Origin of the sequence: Aquabacterium sp. (assembly GCF_050725395.1) — a bacterium.
Taxonomy (GTDB): Bacteria; Pseudomonadota; Gammaproteobacteria; order Burkholderiales; family Burkholderiaceae_C; genus Aquabacterium.
In genome coordinates this window covers 46,373-70,089 of record NZ_JBOHHL010000021.1, presented here as the reverse complement: position 1 = coordinate 70,089, position 23,717 = coordinate 46,373, and the positions used below count along the sequence as shown (strand labels likewise).

19 protein-coding genes and 1 tRNA gene are annotated in these 23,717 nt (G+C 65.9%); 15 read left to right on the top strand and 5 right to left on the bottom strand.

The features are described 5' to 3' along the window. Positions 1 to 5: 5 nt before the first annotated feature. From ACREB4_RS13835 to ACREB4_RS13820, 4 genes are all read right to left on the bottom strand, one after another. On the bottom strand, positions 6 to 743 hold the full coding sequence (locus ACREB4_RS13835) for an amino acid ABC transporter permease (RefSeq protein ID WP_431588808.1): 738 nt from the start codon (positions 741 to 743) through the stop codon (positions 6 to 8). Between the two features lie 40 nt (positions 744 to 783). Beyond that, positions 784 to 1,833: a porin gene (locus ACREB4_RS13830; RefSeq protein WP_431588807.1), complete on the bottom strand. Its 1,050-nt coding sequence runs from the start codon at positions 1,831 to 1,833 to the stop codon at positions 784 to 786. A 1-nt stretch (position 1,834) separates the two neighbouring features. Next, positions 1,835 to 2,917 (bottom strand): type II asparaginase, encoded by a 1,083-nt coding sequence (locus tag ACREB4_RS13825; RefSeq protein ID WP_431588806.1) that lies wholly within the window; start codon positions 2,915 to 2,917, stop codon positions 1,835 to 1,837. Positions 2,918 to 3,034: 117 nt separating this feature from the next. Next, positions 3,035 to 3,934: a glutamate/aspartate ABC transporter substrate-binding protein gene (locus ACREB4_RS13820; RefSeq protein ID WP_431588805.1), complete on the bottom strand. Its 900-nt coding sequence runs from the start codon at positions 3,932 to 3,934 to the stop codon at positions 3,035 to 3,037. A gap of 296 nt (positions 3,935 to 4,230) precedes the next feature. Between ACREB4_RS13820 and ACREB4_RS13815 the strand changes: the two genes are divergently transcribed. From ACREB4_RS13815 to ACREB4_RS13785, 7 genes are all read left to right on the top strand, one after another. Then, positions 4,231 to 4,959 (top strand): pseudouridine synthase, encoded by a 729-nt coding sequence (locus tag ACREB4_RS13815; protein ID WP_431588804.1) that lies wholly within the window; start codon positions 4,231 to 4,233, stop codon positions 4,957 to 4,959. A 23-nt stretch (positions 4,960 to 4,982) separates the two neighbouring features. Then, positions 4,983 to 5,969 carry a bifunctional riboflavin kinase/FAD synthetase gene (locus ACREB4_RS13810; protein ID WP_431588803.1) on the top strand — a complete coding sequence of 329 codons (987 nt, stop codon included), beginning with the start codon at positions 4,983 to 4,985 and terminating at the stop codon, positions 5,967 to 5,969. Positions 5,970 to 6,096: 127 nt separating this feature from the next. Continuing rightward, the gene (gene ileS, locus ACREB4_RS13805; protein ID WP_431588802.1) at positions 6,097 to 8,970 is read left to right on the top strand and encodes an isoleucine--tRNA ligase; all 2,874 of its coding nucleotides are present in this window, start codon (positions 6,097 to 6,099) and stop codon (positions 8,968 to 8,970) included. A gap of 2 nt (positions 8,971 to 8,972) precedes the next feature. Continuing rightward, positions 8,973 to 9,491 carry a signal peptidase II gene (gene lspA / locus ACREB4_RS13800; RefSeq protein WP_431588801.1) on the top strand — a complete coding sequence of 173 codons (519 nt, stop codon included), beginning with the start codon at positions 8,973 to 8,975 and terminating at the stop codon, positions 9,489 to 9,491. A 165-nt stretch (positions 9,492 to 9,656) separates the two neighbouring features. Next, complete coding sequence (locus tag ACREB4_RS13795) at positions 9,657 to 10,757, top strand: efflux RND transporter periplasmic adaptor subunit (protein WP_431588800.1); 1,101 nt, start codon at positions 9,657 to 9,659, stop codon at positions 10,755 to 10,757. Positions 10,758 to 10,759: 2 nt separating this feature from the next. Further along, positions 10,760 to 13,891, top strand: a complete 3,132-nt coding sequence (locus ACREB4_RS13790; protein WP_431588799.1) for an efflux RND transporter permease subunit — start codon at positions 10,760 to 10,762, stop codon at positions 13,889 to 13,891. Between the two features lie 210 nt (positions 13,892 to 14,101). Continuing rightward, positions 14,102 to 15,073: a DMT family transporter gene (locus tag ACREB4_RS13785; RefSeq protein ID WP_431588798.1), complete on the top strand. Its 972-nt coding sequence runs from the start codon at positions 14,102 to 14,104 to the stop codon at positions 15,071 to 15,073. On the opposite strand, the gene ACREB4_RS13780 is transcribed toward ACREB4_RS13785, so the two are convergent. Continuing rightward, entirely contained in the window at positions 15,067 to 15,681 is a 615-nt protein-coding gene (locus tag ACREB4_RS13780; protein WP_431588797.1) for a rhomboid family intramembrane serine protease, read from the bottom strand. The two genes, ACREB4_RS13785 and ACREB4_RS13780, sit on opposite strands and share 7 nt — an antisense overlap. 201 nt (positions 15,682 to 15,882) lie before the next feature. On the opposite strand from ACREB4_RS13780, the gene ACREB4_RS13775 reads away from it, so the two are divergent. The 8 genes from ACREB4_RS13775 (at position 15,883) to ACREB4_RS13740 (ending at position 23,709) form a co-directional block, all read left to right on the top strand. Continuing rightward, positions 15,883 to 17,130: a GTP cyclohydrolase II gene (locus ACREB4_RS13775; protein WP_431588796.1), complete on the top strand. Its 1,248-nt coding sequence runs from the start codon at positions 15,883 to 15,885 to the stop codon at positions 17,128 to 17,130. Between the two features lie 5 nt (positions 17,131 to 17,135). Next, complete coding sequence (locus ACREB4_RS13770; RefSeq protein ID WP_431588795.1) at positions 17,136 to 18,422, top strand: DUF1688 family protein; 1,287 nt, start codon at positions 17,136 to 17,138, stop codon at positions 18,420 to 18,422. A 31-nt stretch (positions 18,423 to 18,453) separates the two neighbouring features. Continuing rightward, complete coding sequence (gene upp / locus ACREB4_RS13765) at positions 18,454 to 19,095, top strand: uracil phosphoribosyltransferase (RefSeq protein WP_431588794.1); 642 nt, start codon at positions 18,454 to 18,456, stop codon at positions 19,093 to 19,095. A gap of 97 nt (positions 19,096 to 19,192) precedes the next feature. Further along, the gene (locus ACREB4_RS13760) at positions 19,193 to 20,965 is read left to right on the top strand and encodes a methyl-accepting chemotaxis protein (RefSeq protein ID WP_431588793.1); all 1,773 of its coding nucleotides are present in this window, start codon (positions 19,193 to 19,195) and stop codon (positions 20,963 to 20,965) included. A 79-nt stretch (positions 20,966 to 21,044) separates the two neighbouring features. Beyond that, on the top strand, positions 21,045 to 22,316 hold the full coding sequence (locus ACREB4_RS13755) for an amidohydrolase family protein (protein ID WP_431588792.1): 1,272 nt from the start codon (positions 21,045 to 21,047) through the stop codon (positions 22,314 to 22,316). A 22-nt stretch (positions 22,317 to 22,338) separates the two neighbouring features. Beyond that, positions 22,339 to 22,423: transfer RNA gene (locus tag ACREB4_RS13750), tRNA-Leu, on the top strand. Between the two features lie 98 nt (positions 22,424 to 22,521). Further along, on the top strand, positions 22,522 to 23,424 hold the full coding sequence (gene cysM / locus ACREB4_RS13745) for a cysteine synthase CysM (RefSeq protein ID WP_431588791.1): 903 nt from the start codon (positions 22,522 to 22,524) through the stop codon (positions 23,422 to 23,424). A gap of 45 nt (positions 23,425 to 23,469) precedes the next feature. Then, positions 23,470 to 23,709 carry a sulfurtransferase TusA family protein gene (locus tag ACREB4_RS13740; protein WP_431588790.1) on the top strand — a complete coding sequence of 80 codons (240 nt, stop codon included), beginning with the start codon at positions 23,470 to 23,472 and terminating at the stop codon, positions 23,707 to 23,709. Positions 23,710 to 23,717 lie beyond the last annotated feature (8 nt).

The window sequence follows — 23,717 nt, the reverse complement described above, 5'->3', positions numbered from 1 at the left end:
GCCTTTCAGGAGCCGAGGTAGCCAGGCACTTTGACCTTGCGTTCCAGTTGGTGCATCAAGGCCATCACCACGATGTTGATGAGCACGTACATCAAGGTCACGGCGATGAAGGATTCATACGGCTGGGCGGTGTAGTCCACCAACTGCCGGCCTTGCGCGGCGAGTTCCAGCAAACCGATGGTCGAGCACACGGCCGAGTTCTTGAAAATGTTCAGGAACTCGGAAGTGAGTGGTGGCACCACCAGCCGGAAGGCCATGGGCAGGAGCACGTGGCGGTAGGTTTGCGGCAAGGTCAAACCCAAGGCCAAGCCGGCGCGTGTCTGGCCTATGGGCAGGCTCAGGATGCCCGAACGCACCTGCTCGGACACGCGGGCACTGGTGAACAGGCCAAGGCAGATGAAGGCCGCGCCGAACTGCTGCGCGGCCGGGGGCAACTGCTTGATCGCATTGCCCCAGGACAAGGGCAGCAATTCAGGCACGATGAAATACCAGATGAACAACTGCACCAGCAGCGGGATGTTGCGCAGGACCTCGACATACACGGTGGCCAGCCGCGACAGCCATTTGACCGGCGAGGTTCGAAGCACCCCCATGAGTGAGCCCAGCACCAGGGCCAGCACCCAGGCGCTCAGGGACAAGGTGATGGTGACTTGCAGGCCGGACAGCATCCAGCTCCAGTAGGTGCTGCCATCGCCCATGGCGGTCTCTTGTGAAAAAACCGCCCAGTTCCATTGGTAGGCCATGTCGACTCCGGTCAAGGGTGTGCAGTGATCAACAGCTCATTCAAAAGGCGTGCCTGATGCCGAGCAACAAGGCGCTCACGTCGCGCCCTGCCGACGTGGTCGGGCCCAGGCCCGTGGCCGCTGTCGTGGTGTAAGCCGTGCCGCTGCCATTGTTGATGTGGCTGAGGAAACCATACAGCTTGGTGCGCTTGCTCAAGGGGTGGGTATAGCCCAGGGTCCATTGGGTGGCACTGCTGCCGTCCACATCCTTGGCCTTGCCCGCGCCCACACCGGCGCTGAAGGTGTCCTTGCCAACGGGCACCAGCACACCGGCGAAGGCTTCCTGGCGGTCTTGGGCAGGGTCGCCTCCCAGGTTGTAGACCTGCTGGTAGCCTCCCGTCAGCCTGAAGCTGCCGAAGTCGTAGCCCGCGGTCAACAGGCCGAAGTAGACATCGGGGGCGGTGTTGGTGGCCCGCTTGAACTGGCTCACGGCGGCTTCCAGCGTGAGGGCGCCTGGCGCGTACTTCAGGCTGCCCGCGTAGATGTTGCTGTTGCCCGTCGACCCCGTGGTGGTCTCGCCCATGGCCACCATGGCGGTGCCGCTCACGTCGCCCCACTTGGGCGAGGTGTAGACCACCGAGTTGTTGGCCCGGCTGATGGTCGAGACCACGCCGCTTTCGGCCGCGCTGCCCGCGCCCGTGCCGTAGGGGTCTGCGGCGTCCAGCGTGTTGTACTGCGGCACGTATTGACGGCCCAAGGTCAAGGCGCCATAGGTCGATGACGACAGCCCGACCCAGGCTTGGCGGCCGAAGGCCAGCCCGCCCTGCGCATAAGCGCCCGTGTCGGCCAGGATGCCCGATTCGAGCGTGAAGATGGCCTTGTTGCCATTGCCCAGGTCTTCCGAGCCCTTGAAGCCCAGGCGTGAGCTGCTGATGCCGCCGGACTGGATCGAGGTCTCGGTGCGGTCACCCTTGCCGTACTGGACGTACATGTCCAGGATGCCGTAGATGGTGACGGTCGATTCGGCCGACGCGCTGAAGGAGGCGGCGCCCAGCAAGGCGGCCAGGGTCAGGGCACTGGCGGTGTGACGTGCTTGGTGTGGAGTTTTCATCTCAATATTCCATGAACATGCGTTGGATGTCCTTGCTGTCGGTGGTGCGGGTCAGCGCCAGCGAAGCCAGGATGCGGGCCTTCTGCGGATTCAGGTCGTGTGCGACCACCCAGTCGTACTGGTCGTCGGGCTGCTCGGCATTGCGCAGCACGAAGCCACCGCCAACCACGCGGGCCGATCGGATGATCTGGATGCCCTTGGCGCGCAGCTCGCGCAGGGCGGGCACCACGGGCGCGGCCACCGAGCCATTGCCCGTGCCGGCGTGGATCAGCGCCTTGGCGCCCGCGGCCGCGAAGGCCTTGTAGGCGATGTCGTTCGCGCTGCCGTAGCCATACGCGATCTCCACCTTGGGCAGCACCGAGATGCTGTCGATGTCGAACTCCGACTGCATGGTGTGGCGCTTGACGGGCGCGCGGAACCAGTAGGTCTTGCCTTCCACCACCATGCCCAGCGCGCCCCAGGGGCTCTTGAAGGCTTCGGTGCGGATGTTGATCGACTTGGCCACGTCGCGGCCCGAGTTGATCTCGTCGTTCATCACCACCAAGGCACCCTTGCCAGCGCTGGTAGGCGATGCGGCGGTGGCCACGGCGTTGTACAGGTTCAAGGCGCCATCGGCCGACAGGGCGGTGCCGGGCCGCATCGAGCCCACCACCACGATGGGCTTGCTGGTGTGCACCGTCAGCGTCAGGAAGTAGGCGGTTTCTTCCAGCGTGTCGGTGCCGTGCGTGATCACGATGCCATCGACATCGGCCTGCTTGGACAAGGCCGAGACGCGCTTGGCCAGGGTCACCAGGTGTTCGTTGTTCAAGCTTTCAGAAGCAATCTGGAAGACCTGCTCGCCGCGCACATCGGCCAGGTTGGACAGCTCGGGCACGCTGGCCAGGAGCTTGTCGACCGGCACTTTGGCGGCCTGGTAGGTGGCGCTGTTGGCGGCCGAGGCGCCCGCGCCAGCGATGGTGCCGCCCGTGGCCAGGATCACCACCTGCGCCTTCTTCACGGCTTGCGCCTGCGCCAGGGGTGCGAAGCCAAGGGCCAGGGCGGTGCCCAGGGCCGGTAGCCATCGCATGAAGGATCGGTGGTTCATTGAGGTTCTCCAGGTTGATGAAACAGCAGGCAATGCAGCGGCCCAAACCGTGCCCCAAGGGGTGCGGCCTCAGCTCAGTTCAGGTACAGCGGAATCGGTGGCGCTTGGCTTGAGCGCTCAGTCCATCGTCTTGTCGTTGGGTGCCTTGAACAGCGCGGCATTCGCCTCGGACAAAGGCCAGTTCAGGTTCAGGCCCTTGGGCGGGATGGGTTGCTGGAACCACTTGGCGTAAATCTTGGCGGCCTCGCCCGAGGTCATGGCCTTGGTCAGGGCGTCATCGACCAGCTTCTCGAAGACCGGGTCGCCCTTGCGCATCATGCAGCCGTAGGGTTCGAAGGACATGGGCTTGCCCACGACCACCCAGTCATCCGGCTTCTTGGCCTTGGCCTTCTCGCCATACAGCAGGGCATCGTCCAGCATGAAGGCGACGGCGCGACCGGTTTCCAGCGTGAGGAAGGATTCGCCGTGGTCTTTGGCCGAGATGATGCTCATGCCCGATTTGGACTCTTCGTTGAACTTGCGCAGCAGACGTTCTGACGTCGTGCCCGCCGTCACCACCACGTTCTTGCCCTTGAGGTCGGCGAAGTCCTTGATGCCCGAATCCTTGCGCGTCATCAGGCGCGTGCCCACGATGAAGATGGTGGTCGAGAAATCGACCTGCTTGGCGCGTTCCTTGTTGTTGGTGGTCGAGCCGCATTCCAGGTCCACCGTGCCATTGAGCACCAGGGGGATGCGGTTCTGCGAGGTCACCGGCACCAGCTTGATCGCCAGCGATGGCTTCTTCAGCTCGGCCTTGATGGCATCGACGACCTTGAGCATCAGCTCATGCGAATAGCCCACCACCTGCTGCTTGTCGTCATAGTAAGAAAAGGGGATCGACGATTCGCGGTGTCCCAGGCCAATGGTGCCGTTGTCCGCGATCTTCTTCAGGGTGGGCGAGGACTGCGCCGTCGCCGTCATGGCCATCGAAGCCAGGCACAGGTTCAAGACCGTGGCGCGAAGAAGCTTGTTTGTCATGGTGGGGGCCTTGTTGGTTGGTGATGGCGCCATCGTGAGGCCGGCGCCTTTGTCGGAGAAGTACTTTCTGCAATCGCAGATCGCGTGCCAACAACATCCGAACAGGCGGTTTCAGCCAAGTGCTTGAATTTAAAGTGAAAAAAATCACACATTCGCGGCAGGGGTACGGATTCCCGGATTCGGCGGTCCTGGCATGTCCGCCCGGCCGGACAGAACGCGCCGTGGGGACTTCGATGGGAGTCGGTGGCATCATGTCGGGCCGAAAACAGCTCGTTTTCCCTGCCCAGACTTGACCCATGCCCCCACGTCCTCGCCTGCCCGCCGGCCACCAGCCCCTTGACCAGATCCTGTTCGCCCAAGGCTTTGGCGCCCGCCGCGAGTGCGAAGGCCTCATCCTCAACGACCTGGTCAGCGTGCAAGGCCAACTGGTGAATGACCCGGACGCCGCCTTCCCGGAAGACCGGCTGGACATGGTGGTTGATGGCCAGCCCTGGGTCACGCACGTCAAGGCGCTGGTGATGCTGAACAAGCCGGCCGGCTACGAATGCTCGCTCAAGCCCGGCGCCTGGCCCGGCGTGCACAACCTGCTGGCCTTGCCCTTGCGCCGCCGTGGCCTGCAGCCCGTGGGGCGCCTGGACCAGGACACCACGGGCCTCTTGTTGATGACCGACGACGGCGCGCTGCTGCACAAGCTGACCTCGCCCAAGCACAACGTGCCCAAGGTGTACGAGGTCACGGTCAAGCACCCGATGACTGAGCAACAGGTGCAATCGCTGATGTCGGGCGTGGTGCTGGACGACGATCCGACGCCCGTGCTGGCCGAGAAGGCCGAGATGGTGTCCGAGTTGCACCTGCGCCTGTCGCTCACCCAAGGCAAGTACCACCAGGTCAAGCGCATGGTGGCGGCCGTGGGCAACCGGGTCGAGGCCCTGCACCGCAGCCAGATCGGCCAGTTGACCATCCCCGACGACCTGGCGCCCGGCCAGTGGCGCTGGATCGAGGACCCGGCCGTCGTGTTGCCCTGACGACGCAGGATAATCAGGCGCTTATGCAAGTCTTTCGCGGATTCCACCATGCGGCCCTGGCGCCGGCCTGTGCCCTGACCATCGGCAACTTCGATGGCGTGCACCGGGGCCACCAGGCCATGCTGGCCCTGTTGCGCAACGAGGCCCAGCATCGCGGAATGCCCAGCGCGGTGATGACCTTCGAGCCGCATCCCCGCGATTTCTTCGCCGCCCAGGCCGGCAAGCCCGAACTGGCGCCCGCCCGCATCGCCACCCTGCGCGACAAGCTGTCCGAACTCGAGCGCTGCGGCATCGACCAGGTCGTGGTGCTGCCCTTCGACCGACGCCTGGCCGGCCTCACGCCCGACGAATTCATCGACCAGGTGTTGGTGAACGGCCTGCATGCCCGGTATGTGCTCGTGGGCGACGATTTCCGTTTTGGCGCCAAGCGGGCCGGCGATTACGACTTCCTGGATGCCGCGGGCGGCCAACGGGGCTTTGACGTGGCCCGCATGCTCAGCTATGAAGTTCACGGCACCCGCGTGTCCAGTTCGGTCGTGCGCGATGCGCTGGAGGCGGGCGACATGCCCAAGGCCGCTGCCCTGCTGGGCCGTCCCTACAGCATCAGCGGCCACGTCATCCACGGCCAGAAACTGGGCCGCGACCTGGGTTGCCGGACGATGAACGTGCGCTTCGGCCACCAGAAACCGGCCACGCGGGGTATTTTCGTGGTCCGCACCCACGGCCTGGCCCCGCAGCCGCTGGACGGGGTTGCGAGCCTGGGCGTGCGCCCCACGGTGGAAGACGCCGGCCGGGTGCTGCTCGAGGTCCATTGCTTCGATTGGCCCTCCAATCTGGGCATCGAGGGCGGCTACGGTAAAATCGTCCGGGTGGAACTGCTGCACAAACTCCGAGACGAAGCCCGCTATGACGGGCTGGAAGCCTTGCAGGCCGCCATCCAACAGGACATTTCCGATGCCAAGGCCTTTTTCCAGGCCCAGGGCCGCCAGACCACCCGCGACCGAATTTGACGCGGGCTGACCGATCCGCCGGCCTTGAGCCAGCGGACAGCCCGCACCCCGTCGCCCCAGCACACGCCGAGTCGGTCGGCGATGCCCCCCAGATGCCCACAGGTCCACCACACGGACCGAGATCGACATGAGCCAAGACGACAAAAGCCAAGCCGGCAGCGCCTACCGCGCCACGCTGAACATGCCCGACACCCCCTTCCCGATGCGCGGCGACCTGCCCAAGCGCGAGCCGGGCTGGGCCAAACAATGGGAAGACCAGGGCATCTACAAGAAGCTGCGCGACGCCCGCTGCGGCGCGCCCAAGTTCGTGCTGCACGATGGCCCGCCCTACGCCAACGGCCAGATCCACATGGGCCACGCCGTCAACAAGATCCTGAAGGACATGATCGTGAAGGCGCGCCAGCTCAAGGGGCTGGACGCCATGTACGTGCCCGGCTGGGATTGCCACGGCCTGCCGATCGAGAACCAGATCGAGAAGACCTTCGGCCGCAACCTCAGCCGCGACGACGTGCAGGCCAAGGCGCGCGCCTACGCTGGCGAGCAGGTCGACCTGCAGCGCACCGATTTCAAGCGCCTGGGCGTGCTGGCCGACTGGGACCATCCCTACCGCACGATGGACTTCGGCAACGAAGCCGGCGAGATCCGCGCTTTGAAGAAGATCATCGAGCGTGGCTTCGTCTACCGGGGTTTGAAGCCGGTGTACTGGTGCTTCGACTGCGGCTCCTCGCTGGCCGAGTTCGAGATCGAATACGCCGACAAGAAGTCGCAGACCTTGGACGTGCAGTTCCTGAGCGCCGAGCCTGAGAAGCTGGCCGCCGCGTTTGGCTTGAGCAGCCTCGACAAGGAAGCCTTCGCCGTCATCTGGACCACCACCGCCTGGACCATCCCCGCCAACCAGGCGCTCAACGTGCACCCCGAGCTGAGCTACGCCCTGGTCGACACGCCGCGCGGCCTGCTGGTCCTGGCCGAATCGCTGGTCGAGAAGGCCGCGGCCCGCTACGGCTTCGCGCCTGAGCAGGTCAAGGTCATCGCTACCACCACCGGCGCCAAGCTTGAGAACCTCAAGTTCAAGCACCCGCTGGCCCATGTGGACAAGGGCTACGACCGCGAAGCCCCCATCTACCTGGCCGACTACGTCAGCGCCGAAGACGGCACCGGCATCGTGCACGCCGCGCCCGCCTATGGCGTGGACGACTTCCAGTCTTGCCTGGCCCACGGCCTGTCCTTCGACGACATCCTCAACCCCGTGCAAGGGCACGGCGTCTACGAGGCCGAGCTGCCCTTGTTCGGCGGCCAGCACATCTGGAAGGCCGCCCCCGTCATCATCGAGACGCTGCGCGAACACGGCCGCTTGCTGGCTTCCAGCGAGATCACTCACAGCTACCCGCATTGCTGGCGCCACAAGAAGCCGGTGATCTTCCGGGCCGCCGCGCAATGGTTCGTGCGCATGGACGAAGGCGAGGGCGTGTTCACCACGAACAAGGCCGACAAGACCCTGCGCCAGATCGCGTTGGACGCCATCGACCAGACCGCCTTCTACCCCGAGAACGGCCGCGTGCGCCTGCGCGACATGATCGCCAACCGACCCGACTGGTGCATCAGCCGCCAGCGCAACTGGGGTGTGCCACTGCCTTTCTTCCTGCACAAGGTGACGGGCGAATTGCACCCCGAGACCATGGCCTTCATCGACCGCGCCATTGACCTGGTGCAGCAGGGCGGCGTCGAAGCCTGGTCCAAGCTGGACCCGGCTGAGTGGCTGGGCGTGTCCGGTGAACATTCGGCTGAAAACTACAGCAAGTCCACCGACATCCTCGACGTGTGGTTCGACTCGGGCTCGTCCTTCTTCCACGTGCTGAACCCCGAGTTCGGCAGCCACCCCAACGCCGGCCACCCCCAAGGTGCCGAGGCCGACCTGTACCTGGAAGGCCACGACCAGCACCGAGGCTGGTTCCACAGTTCCTTGCTGGTGGCCAGCGCCATCTACGGCCGCGCGCCCTACAAGGGCCTGCTCACGCACGGCTTCACGGTGGACAGCCAGGGCCGCAAGATGAGCAAGTCGCTTGGCAATGGCGTGGACCCGCAAGAGACCAGCAAGAAGCTCGGCGCCGAGATCATCCGCCTGTGGGTCGCGTCCAGCGACTATTCGGGCGACATCGCTGGCGACGACAAGATCCTGGCGCGCGTGGTCGACGGCTACCGCCGCATCCGCAACACCCTGCGCTTCCTGCTGGCCAACACGTCCGACTTCGACTTTGCCAAGGACGCCGTGCCCGCCAGCGATCTGCTGGAGATCGACCGCCACGCCCTGGCGCGCGCCGCCGAGCTGCAAGCCGACATCCTGGCCCACTACGAGCGCTACGAGTTCCACCCCGTGGTCGGCAAGCTGCAGGTGTATTGCTCCGAAGACCTCGGCGCCTTCTACCTCGACGTGCTGAAGGACCGCCTCTACACCACGGGCGCCAAAAGCCTGGCCCGCCGCAGCGCCCAAACCGCGCTGTACCAGATCACGCAAGCCATGCTGCGCTGGATGGCGCCTTTCCTCAGCTTCACGGCCGAGGAAGCCTGGCAAGTGCTCAAGCAGGGCGAGACCATCTTCACCGAAACCTACTGGGACTTCGGCGAGACGGAGGCCGCGCTGCTGCCCAAGTGGGCGCGCGTCAAGGAGATCCGCGAGCAGGTCAACAAGGACATCGAGGCCGTGCGCACGCAAGGCCAGGTCGGCGCTTCTTTGCAGGCCGAGGTCACCGTGACCGCCGGTGCCGCGGACCACGCCTTGCTGGCCTCGCTGGGCGAAGACCTGAAGTTCGTGCTGATCACGTCCAAGGCCAGCCTGGCGGCGGGCGATGCGCTGGCCGTGCAGGTCACGCCGTCGACGCAGACCAAGTGCGAGCGTTGCTGGCACTACCGCGACGACGTCGGCAGCGACCCGCAGTACGCGACCCTGTGCGGCCGCTGCGTCAGCAACCTGTTCGGCGAGGGTGAAACCCGCGAGGTGGCTTGACCATGGCGACGCGCAAATCAAGCGGCGGCTCGGCGGGCCTCTGGCCCTGGCTGGGCATCGCCCTCGTCATCTTCTTGCTGGACCAGTTCACCAAGACCTTGATCGTCGGCTTCTTCCAGCATGGCGACAGCCGACACGTCACCGGTTTCTTCAACATCGTGCGGGCGCACAACACGGGCGCGGCGTTTTCCTTCCTGGCTGGTGCGGGCGGGTGGCAGCGCTGGTTCTTCGTGGGCCTGGGGTTCTTGGCCGCGGGCTTCATTGTCTACATGCTGCGCCAGCACGGGCAGCAGAAGATGTTCGCCTGGGCGCTGTCGCTGATCCTGGCTGGCGCGGTGGGCAATGTGGTCGACCGCCTCGTCCATGGCTACGTGGTCGACTTCCTGGATTTCCACTGGAACGTCCTGTCGCCGCTGTTCCCGGGCGGCCACTTCCCGGCCTTCAATGTGGCCGATTGCGGCATCACCATTGGCGCGGGTCTGCTGATCCTGGACGAATTGCGCCGGGTGCGCAAAAGCTGAATATCGATATGCCAAAGTCTTAAGACGAGGCGGCCGACACCCCTTTACCATCACGCCGGCCTGGCGAGGAAGCCAGGCGTGTGCTTGAATCAAGGGACAGGTATGTTGGCGTCGAGTCGGTGGTGGTTGGGAGGCCTTCTGGTCGCAGGGGGTGTGCTGGCAGTGGTGACCGTGCCTTGGTCGCCGCGCCTGCAGGCGGCGCCCACGCCCAAGCCGCCGCCGGGCGTCCCGGTCCGGGTGGTGTTGGCCGAGCAGCAAGACGTGCCCCAGGAGCTCCAGGTCGTGGGCCATGTCCAGTCCTTGCACCAGGTGGTGGTGCGCCCCCAGATCGAGGGCATGCTCACCGAAGTTCGCTTCACCGAAGGCCAGCGCGTGTCCAAAGGCCAGGTGCTGGCCAGGTTGGACGATCGATCCTTGCGGGCACAACTGGCCCAGGCCGAGGCCGAATTGTCCCGGCTGCATGCCCAGCTGCAACTGGCCCGGTCCGACCTGAAGCGCTATGAAGGCCTGGCCGCCCAGGCCGCCGTGCCGGTCCAGCAGCGCGACCAGCAGGCCGCGGTCGTGGCGCAGTTGCAATCCCAGATCCAGGCCCAAGAGGCGGCCTTGACGGCGGCGCGCGTGCAGCTGTCCTACACCGTCATCACCTCGCCCGTGGAGGGGCGCGTGGGCCTGCGGGCCGTGGACGCTGGCAACTTCGTGCGGCCGGGCGATGCCGAGGGCCTGGTCACCGTGGTGCAGACCCAGCCCATGGCCATCGTGTTCTCCGCACCGCAAACCCGCCTGGCCGATGTGCGCGCGGCCCTGAAAACCGGTGGCGGCGCCGTGGTGCGCGTGACCGACCAGGAGCGCGGTCTTGAACTGGCGCAAGGCCGCTTGCTCACGGCCGACAACCATGTCGACGCTGGCAGCGGCTCCCTGCGATTGAAGGCCCAGGTGCCCAACACCGCCGAAACACTGTGGCCGGGGCAATTCGTCGCCGTCACCCTGGTCACGGGCCAATTGCCACAGGCGCTGGTGGTGCCATCGGCGGCGGTGCAGCGCGGCCTGCGCGGCAGCTTTGTCTGGCGTGTCAGCCAGGGCAAGGCCCAGATGGTGCCCGTGACCGTGCGTTGGCAGAACGACGAGCGCGCCGTGCTGGCGGTCGACACCCAGGCCGGCGAGAAGTCCGGCTCGGCCATCGGCCCGGGTGACCAGATCGTCATCGATGGCCAGTCTCGCCTCAAGCCCGCGACGGCCGTGCGCGTGCTCGACGCCGGGAAGGCCTGACCATGGCCGGCCCACATCCCGCATCAGCGGCCAAGGGGCGCGTCAACGTCTCGGCCTGGTTCATCGACCACCCGGTCGCCACCACCCTGATGGCGCTGGCGCTGGTGCTGCTTGGCGTCTTCGCCTTTCCGCGCCTGTCGATCGCGCCGCTGCCGCAGGCGGAGTACCCCACCATCCAGATCTCGGCGCAATTGCCGGGCGCCAGTCCCGACACCATGGCCGCGGCCGTGGCCACGCCCCTGGAGGTCGCGCTCAGTGGCGTCCCCGGGGTCACCGAGATGACGTCGAGCAGCACCCTCGGCTCGACCAACATCACCCTGCAGTTCACGCTGAACAAGAACATCACGGCGGCCGCGCAGGAAGTGCAATCGGCCATCAACGCGGTGGCGGGCAAGCTGCCCAACGACATGCCTTCGCTGCCCACCTGGCGCAAGGACAATCCGAACGACAGCCCCATCCTCGTGCTGGCCGTGAACTCCGACGTGCTGTCACTGACCGAACTCAGCGACCTCACCGAGACGGTGCTGACCCGCCAGCTCAGCCAGATCGAAGGCATCGCCGATGTCGGCATCGCCGGCCAGCAAAAGCCCGCCATCCGCATCCAGGCCTCTCCTGCCAGCTTGGCTGCCCACGGCCTGACCCTGGCGGACATCCGCGCCGCCGTGCAGAAGGCCAGTGTGAACCAGCCCAAGGGCGTGCTGGTCGGGACGGACCGCAACGCCACCCTGGCCACCAATGACCAGCTCTACAAGTCCAGGGACTACGCCGACGTGGTGATCACCGACCGCGACGGCGTGCCCGTGCGCGTGGGCGACGTCGCCAAGGTGCTGGACGGCGCCGAGAACGACTACGTGAGGAGCTGGCAGAACGGCCGCGAAGGCCTGGGCCTGATCATCAAGCGCCAGCCCGACGCCAACATCGTGGCCACGGTGGACCGCGTGCTGGCGGCCTTGCCGCGCCTGAAAGAGCGCCTGCCCGCCAGCGTCGAGGTCAGCGTGCTCAGCGACCGCACCCGCACCATCCGCTCGTCGCTGCACGAGGTCGAGATCACCCTGGCCGTGACCGTGGTGCTGGTGGTGGTCGTGATGGGACTCTTCCTGAGGCAGGTGTCGGCCACCCTCATCGTCACGGCCGTGCTGGGCGTGGCGCTCGTGTCCACCATTGCCGCCATGTACGTGCTGGGCTTCAGCCTGAACAACCTGACGCTGGTGGCGCTGATCATCGCGGTCGGCTTCGTGGTGGACGATGCCATCGTGGTGGTCGAGAACATCCACCGGCACCTCGAGGCGGGTGTTCCCATGCGCCAGGCCGCTTTGCAAGGCTCGGCCGAGATCGGGTTCACAGTGGTGTCCATCAGCATCTCGCTGATCGCGGCCTTCATCCCGCTGCTCTTCATGGGGGGCATGGTGGGCCGCCTGTTCAGCGAGTTCGCGCTCACGGTCACCGTGGCCATCCTGGTGTCGGTGGTGGCCTCGCTCACGCTGGCGCCCATGATGGCGTCCCGCTTCATGACGCACGCGCCCAAGCACCAGGACCGGGATTGGTTGAGCGGTGTGATCGCGGCCTATGACCGGAGCCTGGGCTGGAGCCTGGCCCACCCACGGACCGTGCTCGCCGCGTTCTTTGCCACCTTGGGGCTGGCGGTGGCGGGCTATGTGGGCGTGCCCAAGGGCTTCTTCCCCTTGCAGGACACGGCCTTCCTGTATGGCACCAGCCAGGGCGCGCAGGACATGTCTTACGACGACATGGTGGCCAAGCACAAACAACTCGCCGAGATCGTGGCCAAGGACCCAGCGGTGCTGACCATCGCGCATTCGGTGGGCGGCAACGGCGGCAGCGCGAACATGTCGACGGGGCGCTTCTTCGTCTCGCTGAAAGACCGGGGTGAGCGCGATGTGTCGGTGCAGGGTCTGATCGACCGCCTGCGGCCCAAGCTGGCCCAGGTGCCCGGCGTGGTGCTTTTCATGCGGGCGGCCCAGGACATCAACCTGGGCACCGGCTCTTCGCGCACGCAGTACCAATACGCCCTGCAAAGCAACCACAGCGAGGAGCTGGCCACCTGGTCCGACAAGCTGACCGAGCGCCTGCTCAAGCTGCCCCAGTTCCGCGACGTGTCCAACGACCTGCAGATGGGCGCCGGCGTGGCCCGCCTGACCATCGACCGGCAGGCGGCGGCCCGCTATGGCCTGAACGTGGACGACATCAACCAGCTGCTCTACAACGCCTATGGCCAGCGCCAGATCGGCGAGGTCCAGACCGAGGTCACGCAGTACCAAGTGGTGCTCGAGATCGACCCTGCCCTGCGTGGGCGCGGCGACAGCCTCACCTGGCTGTACCTGCGCTCGCCCAAAACCGGGCAGATGGTGCCCCTGGCCGAGGTTGCCAGGATCGAACCGCTCGACAACGGGCCCGTGAGCATCGCGCACAACGGCATGTCGCCGGCGGTGAACCTGTCGTTCAACCTGTCGCCGGGGGTGTCGCTGGGCGAGGCGGTCACGCTGGTTGAGCAGGCGCGCGCCGAGCTCGCCATGCCCGCCAGCGTGTCGGGCCGCTTCCAGGGTGCGGCCCAGGCTTTCCAGGACTCGCTGGCCTCGCAGCCCTACCTGATCCTGGCGGCGGTGCTGGCGGTCTACATCATCCTGGGCGTGCTGTATGAAAGCTTCGTGCACCCGCTGACCATCCTGTCGACCTTGCCCTCCGCTGGCCTGGGCGCGGTGGTGCTGTTGTGGGTCAGTGGCATGGACTTCTCGATCATGGCGCTGATCGGCCTGGTTCTGCTCATCGGCATCGTCAAGAAAAACGGGATCATGCTGGTGGATTTCGCCTTGCAGGCCCAGCGCGAGCGCGGCCTGTCGCCGTCCGAGGCCATCCACGAGGCCTGTCTGGCCCGTTTCAGGCCCATCCTGATGACCACGATCGCGGCGCTGCTGGCGGCCATCCCCCTGATGCTGGGCCTGGGCACGGGCGCCGAACTGCGCCAACCCCTGGGTTTCGCGGTGGTCGGCGGGCTGCTGGTCAGCCAGGTGCTCACCTTGTATTCGACGCCGGTGGTGTACGTGGCGCTGGACAATTTGTTCCACCGCCGTCAAAAAATAAACGGCCAAGCTGCATCCCAAGTCACATTCCAAGCCTAGTTGTGGTTGCCGGTGCGACATGCCATGACGTCGGCCGGCCTTTGCAACCAGCCAGGAGTGACACATTCAGCGGTCAACTCCGCGGCCGACCTGAGCGGCGCTCAGCGGTCCGAACGCCGGCAAGGTCATCACCGACAACACCATCCGTGGCGGCACGCGCGCCTGAGGCCCCTCTGATCTAATGGCGGGCTCACCTTTTGGTGGCCCGCCTTGAAGCTCGACGCCCGAACCCTGCTGTACCTGACCTTGCCGCCTTTCATGTGGGCAGGCAATGCCGTGGTGGGCCGACTGTTGGTCGGCATCATGCCGCCGGTGCTGATGAATGCCACGCGCTGGGCGCTGGTGGCCCTGTTGCTGGCACCCCTGGCCTGGCGGGTGTTTCAAAGGCCTGGCGACGTGCGCAGGCGCTGGGCCTACCTGGCCCTGATCGGTTCCCTGGGCGTGGGCAGCTACAACGCTTTGCAGTACCTGGCCCTGAAAACATCCTCGCCCTTGAACGTCACCCTGATCGGCGCCAGCATCCCAGTCTGGATGATGTTGGTGGGCGCGGTGTGCTTTGGCCAGGCCGTTGGGCGGCGGCAGTGGGGCGGCGCGGTCCTGTCGGTGTTGGGCGTGCTGCTGGTCATTTCGCAGGGGCAGTGGCGCACCTTGCAGCAAGTGCAATTGGTGCCGGGCGACCTGCTGATGCTGTTGGCCAGCCTGGCCTGGGCCTTCTACAGTTGGCTGCTGGCGCGGCCGCCCGCGTCGATGTCGGGTGGGCAGCGGCCCGGGTGGGACTGGGCCGAGTTCCTGTTCCTGCAAGTGCTGTTCGGCCTGGCGTGGGCCCTGCTGTGCAGCGGCGCGGAGTGGGCGGCCATGCCTGCGTCGGTGGATGCTTCGGCGTCGGTTCAGCCCGTCGTGTCCGCCATCGACCGCCTCAATGCCTGGTCACCCGGCGTGCGCCTGGTCGTGGGCCTGGTGTTCATCGCCGTGGGCCCGTCGATCCTGGCTTACCGAAGCTGGGGCCTGGGCGTGCAGGCGGTCGGGCCGACGGTGGCGGCTTTTTTCGGCAACCTGACCCCGATCTTCGCAGCCTTGTGGTCGGCGCTGCTGCTGGGGCAGAGCCCCCGGTGGTACCACCCCTGTGCCCTGCTGCTCATCGCGGCGGGCATCGCTTTGTCGTCTTACCGAAAAAATCAGTGAGGGCGGCCGCCCCGGCGCTTGGGCGGGAAGGGGGGTTGGCCGCGCCAGTAGCGGATCATGAGCCAGCCGCCCAGCATGCCGCCCAGGTGGGCGAAGTGGGCCACGCCGGCTTGCGTCCCGGTCACGCCCAGGATCAGTTCAAGCCCGCCGAAAATGGCCACGAAGACCTTGGCCTTCATCGGGATGGGGGGGATCAGCGGCACGATGATGCGGTTGGGGAACATCATCCCGAAGGCCAGCAGCAGGCCGAACAAGCCACCGGAGATGCCCACCGTGGGGTTCATCGAACCATTCAGCTGTGACATCAGCAACTGCGTGAGGGCCGCCGTGAAAATGCTGGCCAGCATGAACTGGCTGTAGCGCTTGGCACCCCAGACCCGCTCCAACTCGGCGCCGAACATCCAGATGCCCATCATGTTGAAGAACAGGTGGGTGAGCGAGCCGTGCATGAAGCCGTAGGTCACCACCTGCCAGGGGTAGAACTGGGTCGACTCCAGGGGCCACAACGCCAGCCAGAACGACAAAACGTGTCCCAGGGCTTCGTCAATGCAGAACAGCGCAACGTTGATGAGCAGGAGCGCCTGGGTGATCGGTGGCAGAGGTGGCATGCGGGCAAGGCTTGTGGTGTCTGAAGGAACACCCATCATAGAGCCCCTTGAACGTCCTCATTCGCCGTGATTGATCACGGCGCGAACTTCAATTTCAGGCTTGGGCCGGCAATCGGTCACAGCGGGCTGGCACGCAACTCGCTATGGTCTGGACAGGCACCGCACATCGACGGCGCCACACCACCGCTGGAGACCACGACCATGTCCGCCCACATCGTGCTCACGTCGCACCCCAACCGCCATGGTGGCGGGCCCGGCAGCCCTGCCGCTGTTCACTGGGGGGCGCCCACGGCGGCCGAGCGAGGGCCCCTGGTCGGCAGCGTGGGCAGCCCGGCTCAGCGCAATGTCATCGGGACACACTCGGGAGCGTATTCGGTTTACCGCGCACTGGCCGTGGCGTCCGGCGCCTTGCAGCGCGACCACAAGCCCGACCTCACCAACACCTCACCGGTTGAAAGCATCGGCCCGCACCCCCAGTGGGCGGACGCGCAAAAGATCGTCTCCCTCGATCCCTGGGGGCACATGGTCTCGGTGGCTTTCGCCGAACAGATCGCGGCGGGCCTGGATGTACGCCCCACGATCGCCATCACCAAGGCGCACATCAACATGCCCGAGTTGGTCGCGGCCATCGCGTCAGGCCGGCTCAAGCCCGATGGCGACATCCTGGCGGCCAATGGCGACGTCAAGGTCACCAAGGCCGCCATCGATCCGGTCTGGCACCTGCCCGGACTGGCCGAACGCTTCGGCATCAAGGAAAGCGCCTTGCGCCGCAACCTGTTCGAGCAGACGGCGGGCATGTTCCCCGAACTGGTCACCCGGCCTGACCTGAAAGTGTTCCTGCCCCCCATTGGTGGCATGACGCTGTATTTCTTTGGCGATGTCGCCAAACTGGGGCAGGTGTCCACCAAGGTGGCCTGCCGCGTTCACGACGAATGCAATGGCTCCGACGTGTTCGGCTCCGACATCTGCACCTGCCGGCCTTACCTGGCCCACGGCATCGAGGTCTGCATCGAGATGGCGCAACAAGGCGGCGTCGGCCTCGTCATCTACAACCGCAAGGAAGGCCGCGCCTTGGGCGAGGTCACCAAGTTCCTGGTCTACAACGCGCGCAAGCGCCAGGTGGGCGGTGACCGCGCCGAAACCTACTTCGCGCGCACCGAATGCGTGGCGGGCGTGCAGGACATGCGCTTCCAGCAGTTGATGCCCGACGTCTTCCACTGGCTGGGCATCAAGCGCATCGACCGCTGGGCCTCGATGAGCGACATGAAGCACGGCGCGCTGGTCGAACAGGGCATCGAGGTGGTCGAGCGCGTGCCGATCCCCGAAGAGCTGATCCCTGCGGATGCCCAGGTCGAGATGGACGCCAAGAAAGCGGCCGGTTATTTCTCCCATTACACCCCCGATGCGACCGAGCTGGCCCTGCCCAAGGGGCGAGGCCTGATGGAATGACCGCCATGAACATGCAAGCACCCGTTCGCGCGCCGGGGCAGGGCGGCGTCTCTTCGTCCAGCTCATCGGTCGCGCCCGCATCCTTGTTGAGTGCCCAGGCCGTTCGCCGCAGCGCATCGGCCCTGATGGCCGCGGCCCAGGCGGGGCAATCGGCCCATTTCACCTGGCACCCCGAGCGCATGGCCGTGGCCGCCGCCTACGTGGCCGGTGTCATCCGCGACCAGTACCCGGACTTGCAAGTGCCGTATCACAGCCGTTGGCGCCACTTCGAGGCCGGTGGCCTGGACCGCTGGGCCATGGTGTCCCACCAACATGGTTTGGACGGCCACGCCGCGCGCCTGGAGCGGGCCCGGGCGCGCATCGACCTGGTCGTCATCAGCGTCTTGCTGGACGCGGGTGCTGGCGCCGCCTGGAGCTATGCCGACGCGGAAACCGGCCAGACCCTGAGCCGCTCGGAAGGGCTGGGCGTGGCCAGCCTGCGCTGGTGGGCCAAGGGCGCCTTGTCCAGCAACCCGCAGCATCCCACGCAGGCCGATGCCCAGGCCTTGGCCCTGGTGGATGCCGCCGCGGTGGGGCAAGCCCTGCAGGTGCGCACCGACAATCCACTGGTCGGGCTGGAAGGCCGCGCCGACCTGCTCCGCCGGCTGTCACTGGCGCTGGAGCAGCATCCCACCGTCTATGGCCGTCCCGATGCGCCGGGCCTGCTGCGCCCCGGCCACCTGGTCGATACCTTGTTTCGCCACGCGCCCACTGGCAAGGTCAAGGCCACCGCCGTGCTGACACTGCTGCTCAACACCCTGGGCGACATCTGGTCCGGCCGCCACCAGTTGAACGGCGTCAACCTGGGCGATTGCTGGCGCCACCCCAATGCGCCCGATGGCTGGGTGCCTTTCCACAAGCTCAGCCAGTGGCTGACCTATTCGATGCTCGAGCCCCTGGAAGACGCCGGCCTCACCATCACCGACCTGGACGAGCTCACCGGCCTGCCCGAATACCGCAATGGCGGCCTGCTGCTCGACCTGGGCGTTTTGCAAGCCCGCGACCGGAGCTTCCACACCCAGCGCTGGACCGTCGATGCCGAACCCATCGTCGAATGGCGCGCCCTGACCGTGGCCATCCTGGACCACCTGGCCGAAGCCGTGCGCGGCGAGCTGGGCCTGAGCCTGGAGCAATTCCCCCTGGCCCGCGTGCTGGAAGGTGGCACCTGGGCGGCTGGGCGCAAAATCGCCCTGGCCAAGCGCCCGGGCGGTGTGCCGCCGGTGCTCATCGAGAGCGACGGCACCGTGTTCTGATTGAACGACCAACGATAGCGAGGACAAGACGATGGCCCATGATTTCCCGAACCTCTTCGTGATCGACCACCCCCTGGTGCAGCACAAGCTCACCTGGCTGCGCAACAAGGACACCAACACCGAGAGCTTCCGCAGCCTGCTGCGCGAGGTCAGCCAGATGCTGGCCTACGAGGCCACCCGCGACCTGCCCACCGAGCTGCTGTCCACGCCCACCCCCGTCACCACCTTCGATTCGCCGGTCATCAGCGGCAAGAAGTTGTGCCTGGTCTCCATCCTGCGTGCCGGCAACGGCATGGTCGATGGCCTCCTGTCGCTGCTGCCGCTGGCCCGCATCGGCCACATCGGCCTGTACCGCGACCCGGGCACGCTGGAGCCCGTCGAGTACTACTTCAAGGTCCCGAGCGACATCGCCGAGCGCCAGGTGATCGTGGTCGACCCCATGCTCGCCACGGGCAACTCGGCCGTCGCCGCCATCGACCGCATCAAGGAGTGCGGCTGCCAGAGCATCAAGCTGCTGTGCCTGCTGACCGCGCCCGAAGGCGTCGCCAACATGCAAAAGCACCACCCCGACGTGCCCATCATCACCGCCGCGCTCGACAGCCACCTCAACGACCACGGTTACATCGTGCCCGGCCTGGGCGACGCCGGTGACCGCATTTTCGGCACCCTCTGATTCCGGGAATTGGCCGCGATTCGGCCACGCATCGTTCCATCGGGCATCAGGTTTCTTGCGCACACTGCCGAAAACCTGATCTTTGAGGAATGTTGCGATGTCGTGGTTTGCCAATTTGCGTCTGCGCGCCAAGCTGACGTTGTCTTTCGCGGTGGTGTTGACCATGACCTTGCTGTTGGGCGTGTTCTCCGTGCTCAAGCTGGGTGCCGTCAACGAGCAGTCGACCGAAGTTGTTCACAACTGGATGCCCAGCATCCAGGCCGTCTCCGCCCACAGCACGGGCGTGGCCGATTTGCGCCTGAGTGATTTCCAGTTGGTGTCCGCTGGTGATGCGGCGGAAAGCCAGCAGGCCGAGAAAGACATGGCGTTGGCTTCGAGCGATCTGCAGAAAAGCGAAGCGCAATACGTCAAGCTGATCTCCAGCCCCGCTGAAAAGGCACTTTGGGACGCGTTCAAACAGGATTGGGCCGCCTACCTGGGCGAGCACCAGGAGATTGTCAAGTTGGTCAAGGCCGATCAGCATGACGCGGCCAGGTCCCGCCTTTTGGGGCGCAGCCAGCAGCTGTTCGTCCAGGCCAATGAAAAGCTGGATCAACTGGTGCTGATGAACGTGAAGGGCGGCAATGAGGCCGGCCTGCAGGTCGATGGCATCTACAACAGCGCCCGTTGGGCCATCCTGGTCGTGGTGGTGCTGGCCGTGGCGGTGGGCATGGTCCTGGCAATGTACATGGCGCAGATCATCTCGGTGCCGGTGCGCCGGACCGCCGAAGTGCTGCAAGCCGTGGCCGGAGGCGACCTCACCCAGACCATCCATTCCGATCGCCGGGACGAAATCGGCATCATGCAGCGCGCTCTGGCACAGATGATCGACAGCTTCGCGGGCACCGTGTCCAAGGTGCGCGCAGGCGCGGAATCCGTGGCCACGGCATCGGCCCAGATCGCCCATGGCAACCTGGACTTGAGCTCGCGCACCGAGAACCAAGCCTCCAGCCTGGAGCAGACGGCGGCCTCGGTCGAGCAGATGTCCGGCACCGTGCGCACCAACGCCGACAACGCGCGCCAGGCCAATCAACTGGCCAGCGCGGCGTCCGAAGTGGCCATGCGCGGGGGCGAGGTCGTCAGCCAGGTGGTCAACACCATGAGCGGCATCCAGGCGTCCAGCAAGAAGATCGCCGACATCATTGGCGTCATCGACGGCATTGCTTTCCAGACCAACATCCTGGCCTTGAACGCCGCTGTCGAAGCCGCGCGTGCCGGCGAGCAAGGCCGCGGCTTTGCCGTGGTGGCTGGCGAAGTCCGGTCGCTGGCCCAGCGCAGCGCGCAGGCCGCGCGCGAGATCAAGACCCTCATCAGCGACAGCGTTGAGCAGATCAACGCCGGCAGTGACCTGGTCAGTGCCGCGGGCACGACCATGAACGACGTGGTCTTGCAGGTGCGCAAGGTCACCGACTTGGTGGGCGAGATCGCCCATGCCAGCACCGAGCAAAGCCAGGGCATCGGTCAAATCAACCAGGCCATTGGCCAGTTGGACCAGACCACGCAGCAGAATGCCGCGCTGGTCGAGGAAAGCACGGCGGCGGCCGAGAGCCTGAGCGCGCAAGCGCAAGCGCTGGCCCAATCGGTGGCGGCCTTCAAGACCTTGCAATCGGTGCCTTCAACGCAGGCGGCTCCTGCCGCACCCTCCGTGCCGACTCCTGCGCTGCACCAAAATGGCGCGCCGACCAAGCCTGTTGCCAAGGTGCAAGCCAAGGCCCCGACGGCTCCCAAGCCCATGGCGCCCAAAGTCAAAACGCCGGCCATCGCCCCGTCCGAACCCGTCATGGCCAAAGCCACGGCGCCTGCTCACTCGGACGACTGGGAAACTTTCTGAACGGCATGAGCAAGCGGCTTCGAGCCGCTTGGCGTGAAGCCTGCTAGGCTCCTTGGCAACTCACCGCCAGGAGCCGTTCGTGCTGGACCTCATCCTTCGACATTGCAACTTGCCCGACGGCCGAACCGACCAGGACATCGGCATCCAGGGCGGCCAGATCGTGGTCGTGCAGTCCGCGCTGTCCACGCCTGCCGGGCAAGAGATCGATGTGGCCGGCCAACTCGTCAGCCCGCCTTTCGTCGATGCCCACTTCCACATGGACTCGACCCTCAGCTACGGCCAGCCCCGCGTCAACCAGTCGGGCACCTTGCTGGAAGGCATCGCCCTGTGGGGTGAACTCAAACCCAAGCTCACGCAAGACGCGTTGGTCGAACGCGCCATGGCCTACTGCGACTGGGCCGTCGCCAAAGGCCTGCTCGCCATCCGTTCCCACGTCGACGTCTGCGACCCCAAGCTGCTGGCCGTCGAAGCCCTGCTGCACGTGCGCGAACGCGTCAAGCCTTACCTCGATCTGCAACTTGTGGCCTTTCCGCAAGACGGCGTCCTGCGTGGCCACAACGCGATGGCGCAACTCAAGCGCGCCCTCGACCTGGGCGTGGACGTGGTCGGCGGCATTCCGCATTTCGAACGCACCATGCACGATGGTGCCGAGTCCGTGCGCATCCTCTGCGAACTTGCCGCCGAACGCGGCCTGCGCGTCGACATGCACTGCGACGAAACCGACGACCCGATGTCCCGCCACATCGAGACCCTGGCGTATCACTCGCAGCGCCTGGGCCTGCAGGGCAGGGTGGCCGGCTCGCACCTCACCTCCATGCACAGCATGGACAACTACTACGTCAGCAAGCTGCTGCCCCTGATCAAGGAAGCCGGCGTGGCGGCCATCGCCAACCCGCTCATCAACATCACCCTGCAAGGCCGGCACGACACCTATCCAAAGCGACGCGGCATGACCCGCGTGCCCGAGTTGATCGCGCAAGGCATCGACGTTGCCTTTGGCCACGACTGCGTGATGGACCCCTGGTACGGCATGGGCAGCGGCGACATGCTCGAAGTGGCCCACATGGGTTTGCACGTGGCGCAGATGACCAGCCAGGCGGCGATGCGCCAGTGCTTCGAGGCCGTCACCACCACGCCCGCGCGCATCCTCGGCCTGCAGGGCTATGGCCTGGACGTGGGCTGCCGCGCCGACCTCGTCGTGCTGCAAGCCCGCGATCCGGTCGAAGCCATCCGCCTGCGCGCCACCCGCTTGCACGTCATCCGCGCGGGCCGCATCCTGGCCCAGACCCCGCCCAACACCGCCACCCTGAGCCTGCCTGGCCGGCCCGGGAGCGTGGGTTTTCTATGCTAGACTTCGACCCCTTCACGTCAGAGCCCTGGTGGTGAAATTGGTAGACGCGCCGGATTCAAAATCCGGTTCCGCAAGGAGTGCCGGTTCGAGTCCGGCCCGGGGCACCACCTGATCAATCAAAACCCGCATGCCGTGCAGGCCTGGCGGGTTTTTTGTTGCCTGCGACAATGGCGGCCAACCCACACCGCTGAACCCGTTCGACACGATGAACTACCCCACGCTCGAAGACGTCATCGGCAAGACCCCGATGGTCCGCCTGCAACGCATTCCCGGCGCCGACAACGACGCGCGCGGCAACGTCATCCTGGCCAAGCTCGAAGGCAACAACCCCGCTGGCTCGGTCAAGGACCGCCCCGCCATCAGCATGATCCGCCGCGCCGAAGAACGCGGCCAGATCAAGCCCGGCGACACGCTCATCGAAGCCACCTCGGGCAACACCGGCATCGCCCTGGCCATGGCCGCCGCCATCCGTGGCTACCGCATGGTGTTGATCATGCCGGAGGACCTCAGTGTCGAGCGCGCCCAGACCATGAAGGCCTTCGGCGCCGAGCTCATCCTCACGCCCAAAAGCGGCGGCATGGAATACGCCCGCGACCTGGCCGACCAGATGGTGCGCGATGGCAAAGGCCTGGTGCTTGACCAGTTCGCCAACGAAGACAACCCGCGCATCCATTACGAGACCACTGGCCCGGAAATCTGGGCCGACACGCACGGCCAGGTCACCCACTTCGTCAGCGCCATGGGCACCACCGGCACCATCACCGGCGTCTCTCAATTCCTGAAGGAAAAGAACCCGGCCGTGCGCATCATCGGTGCCCAACCGAGCGATGGCTCGCGCATCCCCGGCATCCGCAAATGGCCCGAGGCCTACTTGCCCAAGATATTCGACCCTCGCCGCGTGGACGACACCGTCAACGTCAGCCAGGCCGATGCCGAAGACATGGCCCGCCGCCTGGCCCGTGAAGAAGGCCTGTTCGGTGGCATCTCGGCCGCGGGCGCTTGCTGGGTCGCCTTGCAACTGGCACAAACCGTGAGCAACGCCACCATCGTGTTCGTGGTGTGTGACCGCGGCGACCGTTATCTGTCCACCGGCGTCTTCCCCGCTTGAGGCTTCAAGTGTCTAGAATCCAGGCCATCACGAGGAACGACATCCATGGATTTCAACAAGGAACTTGACGCCCGGGGCCTGACTTGCCCGTTGCCCATCCTCAAGGCCAAGAAAGCCCTGTCGGACATGCACAGTGGCGAAGTCCTCAAGGTCCTCGCGACCGACCCCGGATCCGTCCGCGACTTCCAGGCCTTTGCCCGCCAGACGGGCAATGACCTGGTCGACCAGCAAACCAAGCGCGTGGGCGAACAGGACGAATTCAGCCACTTCCTGCGCCGGCGCTGAGCCCGGGC

Bases quoted from the DNA above. Each gene is read 5' to 3' on its own strand.
- ACREB4_RS13835 (WP_431588808.1), bottom strand. From the start codon at position 743: ATGGCCTACCAATGGAACTGGGCGGTTTTTTCACAAGAGACCGCCATG.
- ACREB4_RS13830 (WP_431588807.1), bottom strand. From the start codon at position 1,833: ATGAAAACTCCACACCAAGCACGTCACACCGCCAGTGCCCTGACCCTG.
- ACREB4_RS13825 (WP_431588806.1), bottom strand. From the start codon at position 2,917: ATGAACCACCGATCCTTCATGCGATGGCTACCGGCCCTGGGCACCGCC.
- ACREB4_RS13820 (WP_431588805.1), bottom strand. From the start codon at position 3,934: ATGACAAACAAGCTTCTTCGCGCCACGGTCTTGAACCTGTGCCTGGCT.
- ACREB4_RS13815 (WP_431588804.1), top strand. From the start codon at position 4,231: ATGCCCCCACGTCCTCGCCTGCCCGCCGGCCACCAGCCCCTTGACCAG.
- ACREB4_RS13810 (WP_431588803.1), top strand. From the start codon at position 4,983: ATGCAAGTCTTTCGCGGATTCCACCATGCGGCCCTGGCGCCGGCCTGT.
- ileS (WP_431588802.1), top strand. From the start codon at position 6,097: ATGAGCCAAGACGACAAAAGCCAAGCCGGCAGCGCCTACCGCGCCACG.
- lspA (WP_431588801.1), top strand. From the start codon at position 8,973: ATGGCGACGCGCAAATCAAGCGGCGGCTCGGCGGGCCTCTGGCCCTGG.
- ACREB4_RS13790 (WP_431588799.1), top strand. From the start codon at position 10,760: ATGGCCGGCCCACATCCCGCATCAGCGGCCAAGGGGCGCGTCAACGTC.
- ACREB4_RS13780 (WP_431588797.1), bottom strand. From the start codon at position 15,681: ATGCCACCTCTGCCACCGATCACCCAGGCGCTCCTGCTCATCAACGTT.
- ACREB4_RS13775 (WP_431588796.1), top strand. From the start codon at position 15,883: ATGTCCGCCCACATCGTGCTCACGTCGCACCCCAACCGCCATGGTGGC.
- ACREB4_RS13770 (WP_431588795.1), top strand. From the start codon at position 17,136: ATGAACATGCAAGCACCCGTTCGCGCGCCGGGGCAGGGCGGCGTCTCT.
- upp (WP_431588794.1), top strand. From the start codon at position 18,454: ATGGCCCATGATTTCCCGAACCTCTTCGTGATCGACCACCCCCTGGTG.
- ACREB4_RS13760 (WP_431588793.1), top strand. From the start codon at position 19,193: ATGTCGTGGTTTGCCAATTTGCGTCTGCGCGCCAAGCTGACGTTGTCT.
- cysM (WP_431588791.1), top strand. From the start codon at position 22,522: ATGAACTACCCCACGCTCGAAGACGTCATCGGCAAGACCCCGATGGTC.
- ACREB4_RS13740 (WP_431588790.1), top strand. From the start codon at position 23,470: ATGGATTTCAACAAGGAACTTGACGCCCGGGGCCTGACTTGCCCGTTG.